The 18,459-nt window shown below is 35.8% G+C and carries 14 protein-coding genes (1 of these 14 running past the window's edge); 13 read left to right on the top strand and 1 reads right to left on the bottom strand.

Going from position 1 to position 18,459, the window contains the following annotated elements; genetic code table 11:
• The first annotated feature begins 44 nt into the window (after positions 1 to 44).
• The 7 genes from LZ578_RS09600 (at position 45) to LZ578_RS09570 (ending at position 8,239) form a co-directional block, all read left to right on the top strand.
• Positions 45 to 797, top strand: a complete 753-nt coding sequence (locus LZ578_RS09600) for a general stress protein (protein ID WP_235144967.1) — start codon at positions 45 to 47, stop codon at positions 795 to 797.
• Between the two features lie 117 nt (positions 798 to 914).
• Positions 915 to 1,751 (top strand): recombination regulator RecX, encoded by an 837-nt coding sequence (gene recX / locus LZ578_RS09595; protein WP_235144966.1) that lies wholly within the window; start codon positions 915 to 917, stop codon positions 1,749 to 1,751.
• Between the two features lie 44 nt (positions 1,752 to 1,795).
• Positions 1,796 to 3,019: an A/G-specific adenine glycosylase gene (mutY, locus tag LZ578_RS09590; protein WP_235146444.1), complete on the top strand. Its 1,224-nt coding sequence runs from the start codon at positions 1,796 to 1,798 to the stop codon at positions 3,017 to 3,019.
• 109 nt (positions 3,020 to 3,128) lie between these two features.
• The gene (locus tag LZ578_RS09585; protein ID WP_235144965.1) at positions 3,129 to 3,674 is read left to right on the top strand and encodes a DUF402 domain-containing protein; all 546 of its coding nucleotides are present in this window, start codon (positions 3,129 to 3,131) and stop codon (positions 3,672 to 3,674) included.
• A gap of 156 nt (positions 3,675 to 3,830) precedes the next feature.
• Positions 3,831 to 5,099 carry an SGNH/GDSL hydrolase family protein gene (locus tag LZ578_RS09580; protein ID WP_235144964.1) on the top strand — a complete coding sequence of 423 codons (1,269 nt, stop codon included), beginning with the start codon at positions 3,831 to 3,833 and terminating at the stop codon, positions 5,097 to 5,099.
• Between the two features lie 203 nt (positions 5,100 to 5,302).
• Positions 5,303 to 7,279 carry a type I pullulanase gene (pulA, locus tag LZ578_RS09575; RefSeq protein ID WP_235144963.1) on the top strand — a complete coding sequence of 659 codons (1,977 nt, stop codon included), beginning with the start codon at positions 5,303 to 5,305 and terminating at the stop codon, positions 7,277 to 7,279.
• Between the two features lie 147 nt (positions 7,280 to 7,426).
• Positions 7,427 to 8,239, top strand: coding sequence for a Cof-type HAD-IIB family hydrolase (locus tag LZ578_RS09570; RefSeq protein ID WP_235144962.1), 813 nt, complete (start codon positions 7,427 to 7,429; stop codon positions 8,237 to 8,239).
• A gap of 79 nt (positions 8,240 to 8,318) precedes the next feature.
• Here the strand turns inward: LZ578_RS09570 and LZ578_RS09565 are convergent, their stop codons facing one another.
• Positions 8,319 to 9,410 carry an aromatic acid exporter family protein gene (locus LZ578_RS09565; RefSeq protein ID WP_235144961.1) on the bottom strand — a complete coding sequence of 364 codons (1,092 nt, stop codon included), beginning with the start codon at positions 9,408 to 9,410 and terminating at the stop codon, positions 8,319 to 8,321.
• Between the two features lie 236 nt (positions 9,411 to 9,646).
• Between LZ578_RS09565 and LZ578_RS09560 the strand changes: the two genes are divergently transcribed.
• From LZ578_RS09560 to pgmB, 6 genes are all read left to right on the top strand, one after another.
• Positions 9,647 to 10,123 (top strand): Fur family transcriptional regulator, encoded by a 477-nt coding sequence (locus LZ578_RS09560; RefSeq protein WP_235144960.1) that lies wholly within the window; start codon positions 9,647 to 9,649, stop codon positions 10,121 to 10,123.
• Positions 10,124 to 10,812: 689 nt separating this feature from the next.
• Positions 10,813 to 12,426 (top strand): M20/M25/M40 family metallo-hydrolase, encoded by a 1,614-nt coding sequence (locus tag LZ578_RS09555; protein WP_235144959.1) that lies wholly within the window; start codon positions 10,813 to 10,815, stop codon positions 12,424 to 12,426.
• 147 nt (positions 12,427 to 12,573) lie between these two features.
• Entirely contained in the window at positions 12,574 to 14,268 is a 1,695-nt protein-coding gene (locus LZ578_RS09550; protein WP_235144958.1) for an alpha-glucosidase, read from the top strand.
• A 35-nt stretch (positions 14,269 to 14,303) separates the two neighbouring features.
• Positions 14,304 to 15,617, top strand: coding sequence for an alpha-amylase family glycosyl hydrolase (locus LZ578_RS09545; RefSeq protein WP_235144957.1), 1,314 nt, complete (start codon positions 14,304 to 14,306; stop codon positions 15,615 to 15,617).
• A 75-nt stretch (positions 15,618 to 15,692) separates the two neighbouring features.
• Complete coding sequence (locus tag LZ578_RS09540; protein ID WP_235144956.1) at positions 15,693 to 17,969, top strand: glycoside hydrolase family 65 protein; 2,277 nt, start codon at positions 15,693 to 15,695, stop codon at positions 17,967 to 17,969.
• A gap of 79 nt (positions 17,970 to 18,048) precedes the next feature.
• Positions 18,049 to 18,459, top strand: partial view of a beta-phosphoglucomutase gene (gene pgmB / locus LZ578_RS09535; RefSeq protein ID WP_235144955.1) — the 5' portion only. It continues 252 nt past the right edge of the window; only the first 411 of its 663 coding nucleotides appear in the window; the start codon lies at positions 18,049 to 18,051; its stop codon lies off the right edge, out of view.

Here is an 18,459-nt window from a genome sequence, read left to right as displayed (position 1 = left end):
CCTTAAAATGAATATAACAATTGACTAGAAGGGAGTGCTTGTATTTGAATAAAAGAATAGAAGGAACGTTTGCAGATTACCAACGCATGTTGGTTGCTATTAATGATATGCTAGCTGAAGGATATTCTGCTAAACAATTATTAGTTATCACGCGGGAAGAAGAAGGACACAGACTAGAAGAAGATACAAAAGTAGATGTAGTGGTTACTAGCGATCAGGAGGATTCCTTGTGGGACCGCATCGTTTCATTTTTCACAGTTGAAATGGATGAAGATGATTCCACTGAAGAAGTTGAAGAGGTTGATGAAGAAAAACTCTTTGAAGACTATGGAATCGACAGCGATACATATGAACGTTTTGAAGAAGCACTCGATAACGGTGAATATTTACTATTAGTAGATGCGGCGCCACCGGCCCATGTAGAACATTCAGAATTTATGGTTCGTGATGGAATCATAGATGAGGAGGAAGATATAATGGATCAAGAAAAAAATAATCAACCAGTAGACGATCAAAAGAAAAGTGCGCAACCAGACTGGGCAAGTGGAAATGACATTTCAACAGGTGATGTAGAAAATCATTCCAGAAAAGCAGAAAAAGATGTGACTTCTGATAATGAGAAGCCGAGTCAGATTTTAGTAGATAAAAATGTATCTCATCCAGTTGCAGATGAATCAATGGACCGTGTTTCAAAAGATCCATTTGGAATGGATACGGAAGCAGTCGAAAAAGGTGAAGGGGCAAAAGATGTCGATCCAGATTACGACGAAACCGAAAAAAATCCACCTGCACTATAAAAAATAGAATCATTCTTATGGCCGGGAATTTCCCGGCTTTTTTTATGTCTAAGAACAACTGTTCTTTTTTGTGTTTTTTGTTATAATGAGGAAGATAAAAGAAAGAGGTGAAGAGGGATGAAAAAGGAGAAACAAGAAGAAAAACCTTCTGTCATCACGAAAATCCAAGTACAAAGACGCCGAAAAGATCGTTTTAATATTTATTTAGATGGCGAATATGCCTTTCCTGTTTCGGAAGCCGTTCTCATCAAGATTGGTCTTTTCAAAGGAATGGAACTGACAAAAGAACGACAAAAAGAAATTGAGTTAGAAAATACAGCCTACTTATCGTATAGTATCGCAGTTGATTATCTATCTTACAGTTTACGAAGCGAAAAAGAAGTACGCAAAAAACTGAAGGAAAATGATATCCCTTTTGATGTTATAGATGGTACCATCCAACGGTTGCACGATCAAAGGTATATAGACGATCGAATTTATGGAGAAAGTTATACACGTACCGCCGCTAACATCAATCGCAAAGGTCCTTTTGTAATTGCACGAGAATTGAAATTAAAAGGTTTGAAGGAAGAGGTGATTGCTTTGTCACTAGAACAGTATCCAGAAGAATATCAGATTGAAAATGGAATAAAACTTGCAGAAAAATTATTAAATAAACAGCAACGGACTTCTTCGCGTGATGCCATAATGAAAGCCCGAATGCATTTGCAACAAAAAGGGTATACCCGAGATGTCATTGATAAAATTATGCTCGAAGTAGATACGGAGACACCAGAAGATGAAGAATTTGCTGCATTGCGTATTCAAGGTGATAAAATTTGGCGTCGATATGCTCGCAAAGCAGAAGGGTTCCAATTAATTCAAAAAGTGAAAACTAATTTATTTCAAAAAGGTTATCCAAGTGAAATGATTTCTGAATATATAGAGGAAAAGAAACAAGAAGAGGATTTATAATGACTATAAAAAAAGAAAAGAAGAAAAAGCGTCACGATTCTGAAATGACTCGAGATGAATTAAAAAAAGAATTGCTAGAAAAGTATGGAGTTAGTATGTGGTCGGAAGAAAAGATTAAACGATTTAGAAAAGCAGTTCTGGATTGGTTTGATGCAAGTGGACGTGACCATTTACCATGGAGAGAAAATAAAGATCCTTATCGGATTTGGGTTTCTGAAATCATGCTCCAACAAACTCGCGTAATCACTGTGATTCCTTATTTTAATCGCTTCATGAAATTATTCCCTAGCATACCTGATTTAGCGTCAGCACCTGAGGAAGCACTTTTGAAAGCGTGGGAAGGGTTGGGATATTATTCTCGCGTACGAAATATTCAAACTGCTGCCCAACAAATTTTGACAAACTATGATGGAATATTTCCTAATCAACCGGAAGAAATTATCAAATTAAAAGGAATTGGTCCTTATACAGCTGGTGCTATTTCCAGTATGGCATTTAATTTGCCAGAACCAGCTGTAGATGGGAACATCATGCGAGTGTTTAGTCGTCTTTTTGAAATAGGTGATGATATCGCAAAGCCTGCGACTAAAAAATTATTTGAATTGCTTCTTCGAATCGTTATTGATCCAGATCGACCAGGTGATTTTAATCAAGCGATTATGGATTTAGGAACTGATATTTGTGGACCGGTCAATCCACGACCGGAAGAAAGTCCGATTAAAGAATTCAACGCAAGTTATCAAAATGGTACGATAAGCCAATTTCCTTTTAAGAGTAAAGCAAAGAAACCTGTTCCAATGGAAATCCAAGGACTAGTCATTCAAAAAGGAAATTCATTTTTATTAGAGAAAAGACCAGAAAGTGGTTTACTAGCAAATTTCTGGACGTTTCCAATGCTAGAGCAAGATTTCAGTGATTTTACTGTTTCCGAGCAACTCGATTTTCTTGTAGTTGAAGACCAAGTTGAATTAGATAAAAAACAGCCACTTTTGAAAGATGTTTTGTATGAAACGGTAATGAACGATTATAAAGTAAGTCCATCTACTGTTCAACCTAATGTCAGTTCAGTAAATCATGTATTTAGTCATCGCAAGTGGAATATTTCGATCCATCATGTAACTATAAAAAAAGATACAGAAATTAGTGATTTACCTTCTACGATGAGATGGGTAGCTGAAGAGGATTTTCCTAGCTATGCTTTTGCTGTTCCACAACAAAAAATGCTCCAAGCTTTTCGAAAAGTAAAATCAAAAGAAATGAATAAATAGTAATTTAATCCCCAAGCCTTTTTTTCTATGTTATACTATTTCTGAACTGAAAGTTGTAGGTCAAAAAGTTGTTTTGACCCGAAATAGATAAAGAAAGTTGGGCACCGTGATGCATCTTCCACGAGAAGGGGAATTCATCACTGTTAAAAGTTATAAGCATGACGGCAGCCTGCATCGAACATGGCGTGACAGCATGGTATTAAAAACAAGTGACCAATCTATTATTGCGTGCAATGATCACACATTGGTGACAGAATCAGATGGGCGTCGCTGGGTAACGAGAGAACCAGCACTGCTTTATTACCACAAGCATTATTGGTTTAATGTGGTAACCATGATTCGTCAAAAAGGGGTTTCTTATTATTGTAATTTGGCATCTCCTTATGTGATTGATCAAGAGGCACTTAAATATATCGATTATGATTTGGACATTAAAGTTTTTCCAGATGGTGAGAAACGCCTATTGGATGTGGATGAATACGAACTGCATCGAAGTCAGATGAACTATTCAAGCGATATCGATCATATTCTCAAAGAAAACGTTAAAATTTTAGTTGAGTGGATCAACGAAGAAAAAGGTCCCTTTTCAAAAGAGTACGTTGATTTGTGGTATGAACGCTATTGTCAGCTGTCGTATCATCAACATAATAAGTGATGAGTACATATACTCAATCAGAAGCAGTCGTCTAATTGGCGACTGTTTTTTTATTAAATTTAAAATTATCGTGCAATTGCAACTGGTTTGTATTATTATAAAGTTGTTGGTTTATTTCAATTAAATAATAAAAAACAAGAAACAAGGAGCGATTTAGTGAAAAAGAAAGAGAGCTTACTCGTATTTATCATGGGTATCATTACAGTAGCTGTTATTTTTATGGGCTTCACTTATAATAAAAACCGTAAAGAAGAATTATTGAATAATAACAATTACGAAACACAAAGTCAGTCAGATTCATTTAATGAACGAAAAAAAGAAACTGAAGAAAAGAAGAAAGCTGAGTTTTTGGGCGCATTCGAAGAAAATCGAAATGCAAATACAGTTGCAGATTTCATGCAATATGTAGCATACAATAAGCAAAATACAACGGTTTCTTTTTACGGAAATATCGAAACTGATACAGCTTGGGCAGTCCAGACAATGGAGGTAATAGCTCAAGAACGTTCGATTAAAGATTTGGAAACACATTTTGTACCTGCAGAATCTTTTGAAATAGAAGAAAAAGTTGACCTACTGACAGAAAGTAATCCTGACATTGTATTTTTTACAATTCCAAATAAGGAAGATGATTATGTAGATGTAGAGGATGCAGCAATAGAAGTATTCAGAACATATGATTCAATCAAAGAAGCTTTGCCAGAATCCTTGATCGTTGTTCTGACACCAACCCCGATTGTAGAAATAAACGAAGCAGATGAAGAAGTTGCCATTCATCAAATGTATGTAGATGAAATCGTGGAAGTTGCTTCTGAAAATAAGGTAGCACTTTTTAACTTACACAATGATGTATTGGAAAAAGCAAGTGCAGCAGATACATCTGTAACGACTTTCTATAACGAAGAAAATCAACTGAGTGAGACAGGAATACAAACAATAAAAGATATTTTCATTTCTCATGTAAAAGAAGCGACGGTTGATACTTCAAAAGCTTATCATGCAACAGGGAATAAAATGGATGCAGAGTCTATTGTTCCAGAGGAAGAATCTAGTTCTGAAGAAGTTATTGAAGAAGAATCATTTGAGGAAGAAATCATTGAAGAAGAGATCGTTGAAGAGGAAAGTATTGAAGAGCCAATTGAATGGGTTGAGCCGGAAAGTGAAGAGCCGGTTTGGGAAGAACCAGTTTATGAAGAACCAGAATCAACTTGGACTCCACCAGCTTCAAGTACAAGACCGCCAGCTTCAAGTTCAACTCCCAATCCTCCTGCTTCATCTGAATCTGAATCTAAAGAAGAATCAGTAGAACCAGAACCAGAACCAGAACAAGAATCAAAGCCGGAGACAGAACAAGAATCAAAGCCAGAGTCAAGCCCACCAATTATTGAGTCTTTACCTGATGTACCTAAGAATCCATATGAATAATTTTTTTAAAAGCAAAGTTCCGTACATTAACGGATCTTTGCTTTTTTTATTCACAAACTCAAATAAGTCAAAGGTGTAGCAAAATCAAAGGAAAACTAGTATAATATACTTATTAAATAAAGTTTTTTTCAAAGGTTTCACAATCTTTGAGCCAGCTGAACTCAATATAAACGTAGAGCAAAGCAAATAGAGAGGATAAAATTATGGAAATTAAACGTCACTCAGGAAACTGGCCAACCGCCGAACAAGAGGTTTCTGACACTAGGGCAACTTATAATTTCAATACAGGACTAATCGAAATTGATCCAACTTTTGATGATCGATACGCATATGCAGGAGCATTGGGGTGTTTCTATTCGAAAAGCTCTACTGTTTATCGTGTTTGGGCTCCGGCAGCTATTTTAGTAGAATTAATTATGTATGATGGATATTATGGAGAAGAATTACAGCGTATCCCCATGGATCCTATTGCAAATGGGACGTATGAAATAGAACTTGTAGGTGATCTTGATGAGACATCATATAAATATGCAATTACTTATCCAGATGAAACCATCATCGAGACACTTGATCCATATAGTACGGCTGTTACCATTAACGGAGAACGTTCCGCGGTAGTAGATTTAAAAAGTACAAATCCAGAAAACTGGAAAAAACGAATGTCACCTTTTTCCTCAACTACAGATGCTATTATTTATGAAGTTCATGTTCGAGATTTTACCATTTCTGAAAGTAGTGGAGTAAAAGAAAAAGGGAAATATCTAGGAATGATTGAAAAAGGGACTCGCTCTCCAAATGGAAAAGCAACCGGCTTGGACTATTTAAAAGAGTTAGGAGTTACTCACGTTCAGATTTTACCGATGTTTGATTTTTGTACGGTTGACGAGGAAGATCCCTCTTATCGATACAATTGGGGATATGATCCACAAAATTATAATGCTCCAGAAGGTTCCTATGCAACAGATGCTCGGAATCCTAAAAAAAGAATAAAAGAATTAAAGCAAATGATTCAAGGGTTACATGATGCTGGAATACGAGTGATCATGGATGTAGTATACAATCATGTTTATAAATACGAAACGCATCCATTTGAGAATACCGCACCTGGTTATTTCTTTAGACGCAATGAAGAAGGTAACCTTTCTGATGGTTCGGGATGTGGAAATGATACAGCATCTGAACATAAAATGATGCGTAAGTATATGTTAGACAGTGTTACCTACTGGGCAGAAGAATTTCATGTGGATGGTTTTCGCTTTGACTTGATGGGACTTCACGATGTGGAGACTATGAATCAAGTTCGCGAAGCATTGGATAAAATAGATCCTTCGATGATTATCATTGGTGAAGGCTGGCACTTAGATACTTCCCTATCTGCCGAACAAAAAGCGAACAGTAAAAATGCTTTTCAAACAAAAAGAATTGGCTTTTTTAACGATGCTTTAAGAGATGCAGTTAAAGGAAGTGACATGGGAGATGCTCTTGATACTGGATTTATTACCGGAAAAGGGTTCATGGAACAATGGATTGCTATTAATCAACAGGGCGGAGCGTATTATCCAGTAGATGTAGCTACTTACCAAAGCCCCGATCAAATGGTTCAATATGTAGAAGCTCATGATAATTATACTTTATACGATAAATTACGAATGACGATGCCTGATGACAACGAGCAAACTCGAAAGCAAAGACATATGCTGGCTCAAAGCATTACTTTGTTGTCACAAGGAATACCGTTCCTTCATGCGGGTCAAGAGTTTATGCGAACGAAACAAGGAGTAGGAAACAGTTACCGCTCTCCAGATGAAATCAATCAAATGGATTGGTTACGCAAAGATGAAAATGAGGAAGTAGTAGAGTATATTAAAAATTTAATTGCTTTACGACAATCCGATCCACTTTTCCGAATGAAGACTACAGAAGAAATTTCAAAACATATGGAATTGATTCATGCAAGAGATTATCGAATTGTATTGCAATTAGAAAATGAAGAACGAATATACTATTTACTGTTTAATGCAGACGGTCATCCGTTCACTTTCCAAATAGAACATGGTGTATACAAACAACTTGTCCATGATGGAACGGTTGAACTAGAAAATCCAACTGTATTCGAGCAGTCAGAAGAAGTTCGTGTCGAAGGCTTTTCTACGACAGTCTTAGTAAGAGAGAAAAATTAAATATAAAGAAACAGAAAAACGTTCACATTAGTTTTTCTGTTTCTTTTTTATTTACTGATTTCAAAATGAGTGAAGTATGAATAAAATCGCTTAACAGATAAAAGTTTAGTACAATGAGAAGAGCAGAATGAATAAAGGAGTGGAAGCATGATTAAGTTAGTAGCAATCGATATTGATGGTACCTTAGTAAACGAAGAAAAAATAATGACTGAGAAAGTAAAACATGCCATTCATCAAGCGATCGATCAAGGAATGAAGATTGTTCTTTGTACAGGACGTCCATTTGAAGGGATTCGACCGTACTTAAATGAATTAAATTTTAAAGATGAAAATGATTTTGTGATTTCACAAAATGGTGCACGAATTACTCAGAATAGCACCGGGGAAGTCATTGATGAGCAATCTTTGAGATTAGACGAATTACAAGAAGTAATTTCATATGTTGAAAATTTCTCACTTGATATTTGTGTTTTAAATGAAGAACATTTTTATGTGCTTACGGATGATATTAATGAACACTTGAGAGAACAAAGTAGACTTTTGAATATGGAATTAGAAATTGTTACGTCTAAACATTTCGATCATGACTCTTGTATGTTGAAAGTAGTTTGCCATGCAGAAAAAGATATTTTGGATGACTTTGAAGCGCAACTAACACCAGAAATGCGCGAGAAATACTACATCGTACGTAGTGAAGATTTTTTTGTAGAGATCATGGTAAAAAATGTAAACAAGGGAACGGCTTTGACAACGTTAGCGGATCATCTTGAAATTCAAATGAGTGAAGTCGCGGCAATCGGTGATGGTGAAAATGATTATGAAATGATAGAAGCTGCAGGATTAGGAATTGTGATGGACAATGGAACGGAACGTGTTAAAGGAATTGCGAATGAAATTACTCTTTCCAATGTAGAAGATGGAGTAGCACATGCCTTCGAAAAATGGATTCTTAATCAATAACAAATAAAACACCTGAAAGGAAAGAATTTATCTTCCTTCAGGTGTTTTTGCGTTCTTATAGTAATTTATTATATTTCTATTAATTTGCATTTACATCATGGATATTCGAAACCTTTTTAACAGGATTATTAAAAACATAAGTAGTGACGAGTTTATTGAAACGAATGAGCTCATCTTCATATGCTAGAATGGCACTCATTAAATGAACAACGCCAAACCCTTTTTTATTATGCATGGATGCTTCATCATTTTCTTTTCGAGCATGTTCAAAAAATAAGTCAATTAGAATCTGTCGTTCTTTTCTATTTGCTTCAAAAAATTTAACTTGGTCTGCGGGAACTCTACCACGGAATTTTAACATAATCTGTTCATGCCCACTCATTAAGGTTTCCAGTCGTTCTCGAATGAGAATTCGCATCTCTTTTGGAAAGTGATAAAAAACATTTTCAGAAGAATGCATGACATACAAAACTTTATATGCGGCACGAGTACAAGAAATCATCCGTCTATAAATGACTAAAATTTTAAGCGTATCATAATTTTGTTTGCGAAAAGGGGACTTGCTTTCAGAAAGAAGTTGAAAGAAACTTTCCATTTTTGAAAGTTGTTTTTGTGCCCATTTTAAATCTTTATTCATAACGGAATACTGAGTGTTTTTGCGTAATCCTGCTCGGATCCAAATGAGTAATTCACTAGTTGTATAATCAATGGTTAAAAAAAGTCTTTCGCCGTATTTAGGAGGATAGATAAAGGTATTAACTAAGAAAGCAACAATAACACCGATAAAGGTTTCTCCAACTCGAAGAGCTGCGGTAAAATATAGACTGTCACTAGTTGACATCATAATGACAACCAGCGTAACAACAGCAAGACTAATGGCATCTCCCAAATTTAAGTAATTAAGAATAGCGATTAGCAATACAGAAGCTAAACCGATAAAAATAACATTTGCGCCTATGTAGGACGCGACTACTGCTGCCAGAATTCCGCCAATCGCATTAGCTATTAACCTATTTTTCAAATAAGTATAAGATTTTGCGACAGAAGGTTGAGTAGAAGAAACAGCTGAAATTCCTGCAATAACACCAATGTTTGGAGAAATAAGCTGAGCAAGGGCAATGGATAAAGCGACTGCTAGACCAGTTTTAAACGATCGAGCTCCTAATTTCATAAATAGATTCAGCTCCGATTTATTATTTAGTAATTCATCTGCTTGTAAGTATAAAGGGAAAGAAACATAATAGGAAGTGAATTGGAGCAATAACTTCAATTTTTTTATGAAAGCGAACCCACGAGAAAGGCTTTGAATAAAATCAATAATCTTAACTGTTGCAAAATGAATCAGAAAAGTTATGATTATAATAGAAACACCTATAAAATTACAAATTTTTGAAAGTAGGGATGGCAATGAATAAACGTTTAGTAGCTGAATCCATCCAAAAACTAAAACAGAAAAAAATACGGGTCACTCCTCAACGAGAAGCGATTTTAGAATATATGGTAACGTGTGAGTCGCATCCAACCGCGGATGAAATTTATCGTGCATTAGTTGGTCGTTTTCCCAATATGAGTGCGGCGACTGTTTATAATAACTTGAGGTTATTTGTTAAAGTTGGTTTTGTAAAGGAACTCTCTTATGGAGATGCATCTAGCCGATTTGACTTCACCTCGACCCAACATTATCATGCTATTTGTGAAGAGTGTGGAGATATTACTGATTTATATTATCCTGTTTTGGATGATGTTGATATGGTAGCAAAAAATCTGATTGGATTTGAAGCTACCCATCATCGGATGGAAGTGTATGGTACTTGTTCTACTTGTTTAGAAATAGAAGAGCAAGATTCTCAGGAAAAAGAGAAGGTTGCTCCTGAAGAAAGATGAAGCAGAAATGCTCCATCTTTTTTTGTTGAATAAATATTATAAAAAGCTCCTTTTGAAAGGGAAAACTTTAGAATTTATTTATTAAGACTACTTTTTAATGTTTTCATCAACCCTTGTCTTAATACAAGTTGAATTAGGACACGGATTGGTAAAACAGGCTTTAACCTGTCCTAATCACTCTTAAAAACAAGGAAAAAGGGAGCGTTGGAATTAGAATAGGACAATCAAATAAAATAGAATCCATCCTTGTCCTAATAAACCCGTTTTTTAGAGTAATAAGTGTTTATTAAGACAAAGAAGTACTGATTACTTTGATACCTGTCCTAATAAAGCTTTATTTAGACAGGTAAGAGGTAAATGAAAAGAAACTTGTCCTAATTAAAAGATTTGTGTAGGAAATAGTCGCTTTTCTCTCCTTATATCTTCTAAACGAACTAGAAAGCTTCAACAGAAGCTAAAATCGAATGTCACAAATCCGTTTCTTCTACTTTTACGATCGCCATGTTGCCTACTCCAATGAAACCAATTTAAAAAGCTCTCGTTTGTCATCCATGTTTATTGGCTTTAGTATGACAAGGAAGACGGCTTGAAGTAAAAAAAGAGTAGTCTTTTTCTTTTTTATTGAAATCAGTTATAATGGTGGCTATGCAATAATCATTTCTACTAAAAAATTTAAAGGGGATTAGAATATGTCAGAACCAAAATGGCAAACAAAAACACAATTACAAGAATTACTTAGTAAACTGGTTGGTTGGGGCAGTGTTACTCTTTCAGAAGGAGAACGTCTTTTCCCACATCGTCTACGAGAAGAATTACTAGCATTGGATTATTTTTCAGAGCATCCAGACCAAATCAGTTTGGTAGCTTTAAGTGAAAAACGCTCCTCCCTATCTGCTTTATACTTGCATCCAGAAGCTACTAAAACGGTAGTCGTATTTGGACATTTTGATACGGTTCCGATAGAAGATTTCGGAGAACAGCAATCCTTAGCAACTCAACCAGAATTACTAACCGCTTTTTTTGAAAAAAATATAGAGCATGCACCCAAAGAAGTGCAAGAAGATATTAAATCGGGAGAATATTTATTTGGCCGAGGAGTTATGGATATGAAAATGGGGGTTGCTCTCAATATGCAAACCCTAGAGAAAGCCATTCTAGAACAATGGAAACTAAATATTGTCTTTTTAGCAGTTTGTGATGAAGAAGTGAACTCGGAAGGGATGCGCGCAGCAACTCCACATTTGTTAGCGTTAAAAGAAAAATATAACTTAGACTATCAAATGGGAATTTTGACCGAGCCGGTATTCCGAAATGATCCACGAGATAATCATTTCACCATTTACACAGGTACGGTTGGGAAAGTTTTATTAGGAGCTCTAGTTTATGGAAAAGAAACACACGCAGGAGAACCTCTTTCAGGAATCACCTCTCCTTACTTAGCTAGCTTCTTAACGCAAGAAATGGAATGGAATGAAGCGTTTCTGGAAAGTGATTTAGGAGAAAAAATGCAACCACCTGTAGTCTTGCAACAAAAGGACATGCTTTTATCCTATTCCGTACAAACTCCTTTACGTACGTCTATTTTATTTAATGTGTTTCAAATGAAACGGAGTATTGCCGAAATTTATTCGCTGTACGAACAAACTGCTCAAACGGCAGTAGAGAAAGCGAATCATCACTACGAAGAAAAGTGTAAGCAGTATGATATCCAACCAATGGGCGAAGTACGTGTGATTCGTTATGACGAATTACTGCGATATGCTAAAAATAAAATGGGAGAAGCTGCCATTGAGCGTATTGAAGCGGATATTGTACAAAATTCTGATTGGGATGTACGTGAAAAGTCATTACGAATTGCGGATTCTTTGATGATGGCTTGTAAAGAGCTTGCTCCAGCAGTTGTTCTTCTCTTAGCTCCACCGTACTATCCTGCTGTTTCGTTTAGTGGAGATGAATTTATTGAAGAATGTAATGAGAAATTATTGGAAATTGCTGGAGAAGTTGTACATTTCCCAGCACAACGTGTTCATTATTTTAATGGCCTTTGTGATATGAGTTATACTGCATACCAAGGAGACGAAAGTGAATATAAAGTTTTCGAAGAGAATGCACCGATTTTAGGAGATGAATATTCGATTCCCTTTAAACAAATGCAAGAGTTGAACTTGCCTACAATGGTTGTAGGACCGTATGGAAAAGATCCTCATAAATATTATGAACGATTGAATAAGAAAAATGCTTTTGAAGAAATGCCAATTTTGTTTGAACGTTTCTTCCACTATTTGATGGATACAGCTAAATAATTATAAAAAGTGAGGACTCCGGTCTTCACTTTTTATTTGTTTCATTAAAGGATATTTAACTCTATTTTGAAAGGGTTCTAGTTGTTATCGTCACCGTTTAAAGGTAAGCTAAAAGAGAGAACATAAACCTCAAAAGGAGGCAATCATATGAGTAACTTTCCATGGTGGCACAGTGTAATTATCTATCAAGTTTATCCGATGAGTTTTCAAGATAGCAATGGTGATGGTGTTGGTGATGTGAAAGGAATTATTGGGCGTTTAGATTATATACAAAGTTTGGGAGCGAATACGATTTGGATGAATCCAATTTTTTTATCTCCCAAAATAGATAATGGGTATGATGTAGCGAACTACGAAGAGATTGATCCTCAGTTTGGTACGATGGAGGATGTTGAACGGTTGATTGAAGAAGCCCATTATCGCGGGATTCGAATTGTTTTTGATTTAGTATTGAATCATACGTCGAACCAGCACCCGTGGTTTCAAGAAGCTTTAAAAGGAAAAGATAATCCTTATCGCGATTATTACATTTGGAAAGATGGAAAAAATGGTGGATTAAAAGCACCAAATAATTGGCAAGGATATTTTCGTGAACCCGTATGGGAAAAGGAACCCAACGGAGATCAATACTACTTTCATTTGTTTGCTAAAGAAATGCCGGATTTAAATTGGAAAAATCCAGAAGTCAGACAAGCGTTATTAGATGTTGCTTGTTTTTGGATGGGGAAAGGGGTCGATGGATTCCGCTTGGATGCCTTTATTCATATCGAGAAAGAGACTGGATATCCTGATGTTGATCTTCCAGAAGGTGAAATTGGATTGGCGGAACAATATTACTCCAATTTACCCAAAGTTAATACATATATGAAGCAATTTACTACAGAGTTACGAGAACGGTATCCTTATGTTTATATTTTAGGAGAAGCAGCTTCAGCGGATGTCAACTTGGCTCGTTCTTATTGCGATCCAGAAGAAGGTGGATGCAATTCTGTCATTACTTTTAGATACTTTACGATGGATGAAGATTCAAAAGATCCTCGTTTAAATAGTAACCTACAAAAATCATCTCTTTTATATAGTGCTTTTAAAGATAATATGGAGGAGTGGCAATCTGTTATGGCAGATGTGGGTGGACCAACTTTGTATTGGAACAACCACGATATTCCCCGAGCAATTTCGCGTTTAGGTGATAGTGAAATTTACCGGAATAATAGTGCGAAAATGTTAGCAACCTTGATGTACCTTCAAAAAGGGATTCCGATTATTTACTACGGAGAAGAAATTGGAATGAAAAACCTGTATATGGATGATATCGAAGATTTCCATGCTCCAGAGGCTAAATCGTTTTACGAAAAAGCTTTAAAGCTCGATTATAATAAAGAATGGGCGCTCTATAATTTACGGGAGTCATCAAAAGATGCTAGTCGTGGGGTTATGCAGTGGGATGACCGAGAATTTGCAGGATTTTCTGGCACTAAACCTTGGAGTGGGGTCAATTTGGAACCTACTTATACAGTGAAATCTCAAGTCAGAAATCCATTCAGTGTTTTATCTTACTATAAAGACGTCTTAAACTTAAAACGAACCGATCTATTTATTTATGGAACCTATAAAATGATGAAGACACCTAATCAACTATTTGTTTATGAACGAGTATGGGGAAATAAAAGTGGGCTAGTAGTGTGCAATGTTACTGCGGATCATCAAGAATATTATTTACCAGAGGTAGCACCTGAAGGCTATCGTCGAATTATTTTAGAAAATGAAGGAATTAAAATTGAAAAAGGGTGTGTAAAGCTAGGACCGTACGGAGCTGTTGTTCTACAAACTATTTATGAGTAATCAATAAAAACTTATAAAAATGAAAGGAGAATTTTATGGCATTCGATACAGATATTCATTTGCGTAATAAAGTAATCTACAGTATTTATGTACGCAATCATACCGAAGAAGGAACGTTCCTTTCTATTTTACCAGATTTACCACGAATTAAAGGACTGGGTGTAGACATTATTTGGCTGATGCCAATCCATCCAATTGGAAAAGAAATGCGTAAAGGTGTGGATGGAAGTCCCTACGCGATTCAAGACTATCGTGGAATCAATCCTGAATATGGAACGATGGAAGATTTTGAGTTGTTAGTAGAAGAAGTTCGTGCACTAGGAATGAAAGTGATGATCGACGTCGTATATAACCATACATCTCCTGATTCTGTGTTAGCGAAGGAACATCCTGAATGGTTTTACAAACGACCAAAAGGACAGATGGGAAATAAAGTAGGCGAGTGGTATGACATCGTTGATTTGGAATATTCGCACAAAGATTTATGGACCTACCAAATTGAAACACTAAAAATGTGGGCAGAAAAAGTAGATGGATTTCGTTGTGATGTAGCTAGTTTGATTCCTTTAGAGTTTTGGAAACAAGCTCGATTAGAAGTTGCAAAAGTAAACCCAGAAACAATTTGGCTTGCAGAGTCTGTTCATACAAGTTTTCTTAGAGAGCATCGGGATCGACAAAATACTGGTTTATCTGACAATGAATTGTATCAAGCCTTTGATATGACGTACGATTACGATGTTTATGAATTTTTAGAACAGTATTTGTGGAAAGAAATTTCATTGGGAACGTATCTAAATATTTTAATGTTTCAAGATGGCATTTATCCAGTTAATTATGTAAAGCTTAAATTTTTGGAAAATCATGATCATCCACGTTTTCGTAGTTATGTAGAAGACCCACAAGCCGTACGAAATTGGCTTTGCTTTCTTTACTTTCAAAAAGGAGCGACCTTATTATTTGCGGGTCAGGAAAAAGGAATCCGAGAATTACCTGATTTATTTAACAAGGATACTATTCCTTGGGAAGGACAAGATTTAGACTTGTCTCCGTTGATTCAACAGATGAATTCTGTAAAAAAAGATGAGTGTCTTTGTGAAGGGAGATATTCCCTGGAAGCTGCTAAAGAAACAGATGTCGTAATAGGAAACTATGAGTGGCAAGGAAAGAACGTTACGGGAATTTTTAATTTAGATGGAAAACATCATGTAATAAAAGTAGCGATGCCAGATGGTACGTATCGAAACTTAATTGATGGGGAAAATTATGTAGTATCAGAAAGCATTCTTTTAACCAGTGGAGAACCAATGATTCTCATTCATTATGGTGAGCCAAAACTGTCAGAGTTTTAATGACCATTCAAACGTTAGGATTAGTATTCAGAACAGGCAACAAAATAAATAATAAGAGGAGTGGAGATACGAAATATGAAAAGACTATTTGATGTTGATCCCTGGAAAATTAAAACGGAAAGCCTCCATCACGAAGATAAACGATTACAGGAAAGTTTAACGTCTATTGGAAATGGATATATGGGCCAAAGAGGAAACTTTGAAGAAGGATACTCTGGTGATGGTCATGAAGGAACGTATTTAGCTGGAGTATGGTATCCAGACAAGACACGAGTGGGCTGGTGGAAAATTGGTTATCCTGAATATTTTGGAAAAGTAATTAATGCCATGAACTTTATTCAAGTGGACATTCAAGTGGATGGAGAAAAAGTTGATTTAGCGAAGGATGATTTTAGAGAATTTTATTTAGAGTCTAATATGTACAAAGGAACTCTTTACCGCACCTTTATTTGGAGTAATAAAGAAAAAACCACTGAAATTCACTTTGAGTTTAATCGCTTCTTGAGTATTGTTGAAAAAGAAACGGCTTCGATTCAAGTGAGAGCAGAAGTCCTAAAAGGAAATCCTGAAATTACTTTGCGCCCCGGTCTAGATAACCGTGTTCATAATGAAGATACCAATTATGATGAAATGTTTTGGGAGCAAGTAGAAGAAAGCACTCAAAAACCTGCGTTTGTAACAGCTAAAACGGTGACAAATGATTTTGGTATTGAACGGTTTACTGTGACAGGTGCAATGATAAACGAAGTGACAGGATTAGACCAAAAAGAAAGTGAAAGTGAAAAATTACAAGTAAGAGAATGTTTTTCTGGAAAAGTTACAAAAGGATCAGTAGTTACCTTAAACAAATATGTTGCACTTGTAACAAGTCGAGATATTTCAGAAGAAAGACAAAAAGGGACCGCCCGGAAACTAGTTGAAAAGGCAGCAGAAAAAGGACAAAAGCAACTTTTGAGTGAACACACAACTGCTTGGAAAGAAAGATGGCAAAAATCTGATGTTAATATCCATGGAGATGAAGAGTCACAACAAGGAGTTCGTTTTAACTTATATGAATTATTTTCTACCTATTATGGAGAAGATAGTCGTTTAAATATTGGACCAAAAGGATTTACAGGTGAAAAATATGGGGGAGCCACTTACTGGGATACGGAAGCATTTCTTTTACCAATGTATCTTTCAGTTGCAGATCCAAAGGTATCGCGTAATTTACTCCGCTATCGGTATGACCAATTGGAAGGTGCTTTCCATAATGCTCAGCAACAAGGCTTGAAGGGTGCGTTGTATCCAATGGTTACATTTACCGGAGTCGAGTGTCATAACGAATGGGAGATTACCTTTGAAGAAATCCATCGAAATGGTGCTATTGCTCATGCAATTTATAATTACGCCAATTATACGGGAGATGAAACCTATCTTCTGGATGAAGGGATAGAAGTTTTAGTTGAATTATCTCGTTTCTGGGCAGATCGTGTTCATTTTTCTAAACGCCATCAAAAATACATGATTCATGGTGTGACAGGTCCGAATGAGTATGAGAATAATATAAATAATAACTATCATACGAATAATATGGCATTGTGGACGTTAGAATATACGCTTGAAACGTTTAAAAAAGTTGTCGGTCAACATAAAGAGAAATCATTGAACGTTACAGAAAAAGAACTCATTCATTGGGCTGATATTGTGGAAAAGATGTATATTCCTTATGATGACGAGTTGGATATCTTTGTACAACACGATACTTTTTTAGATAAAGATATTAGAAGCGTAGATACATTGGATCCTTCTGTTCGTCCTTTAAATCAGCATTGGTCTTGGGATAAAATATTGCGTTCTCCATTTATAAAGCAAGCGGATGTATTGCAAAGCATGTACTATTTCCCGGATCGCTATACACAAGAGCAAAAAGAAAAGAATTTTGATTACTATGAGCCACTGACCGTTCATGAATCTTCGTTATCTCCAAGTGTTCATGCAGTATTGGCTGCAGAATTGGGTAAAGAAGATAAAGCAGTGGAACTATATGCTCGAACAGCACGTCTTGATTTGGATAATTACAATAACGATACCGAGGATGGATTGCATATAACTTCGATGAGTGGTGCATGGTTAGCAATTGTCCAAGGCTTTGCAGGTATGCGAGTAAGAAACGCTCAACTTAGTTTTCAACCGTTTGTTCCAAAGGGTTGGGATGGTTATGACTTTAAGATTAATTTTCATGACCGATTATTAGATGTAACCATTGAAAAAGACAAGATTATTTTAAAGCTAGAAGAAGGAAAACCGTTAGATATCATTCTTTACGGAGAAAAAGTTACCGTAAAAGATGAATTTCAAAAAAATATATAAGTAGACAAATATTTGTACAGTTAAAAGGAGCCAAAAAAGTTGGTCTCCTTTTTCATTCATTAAGAAAGGGAGGAATAAAATGCTAAAAGGAATTATTTTTGATTTAGATGGCGTTATAACAGATACAGCAGAGTACCACTACGTTGCATGGAAAGAAATGGGTAAAAAAATAGGGATAGACTTTGACCGTGATTTCAATGAAAATTTGAAAGGAATCAGTCGAATGGACTCACTTGAAAGAATTTTGGAGTATGGTGGGAAAGCGAATGATTATTCACGAGAAGAAAAAGAAGAGTTAGCATACGAAAAAAATGAACAATATAAAAAACTAATTAAGCAGATAACACCTGCCAATATTCTACCAGGAATAAAACAATTACTAGAAGACTGTCAACAAAAAGAAATAAGGTTAGCATTGGCCTCCGCCAGTAAAAATGGACCAGTGATAGTAGAACGTTTAGAATTAACAGAACAATTTGAAGTTATCGTT

The organism is Jeotgalibaca sp. MA1X17-3, from assembly GCF_021513155.1.
Classification (GTDB): domain Bacteria; phylum Bacillota; class Bacilli; order Lactobacillales; family Aerococcaceae; genus Jeotgalibaca.
The sequence above is the reverse complement of the archived record's forward strand: the minus strand, read 5'-3'. Positions and strand labels throughout refer to the sequence as shown.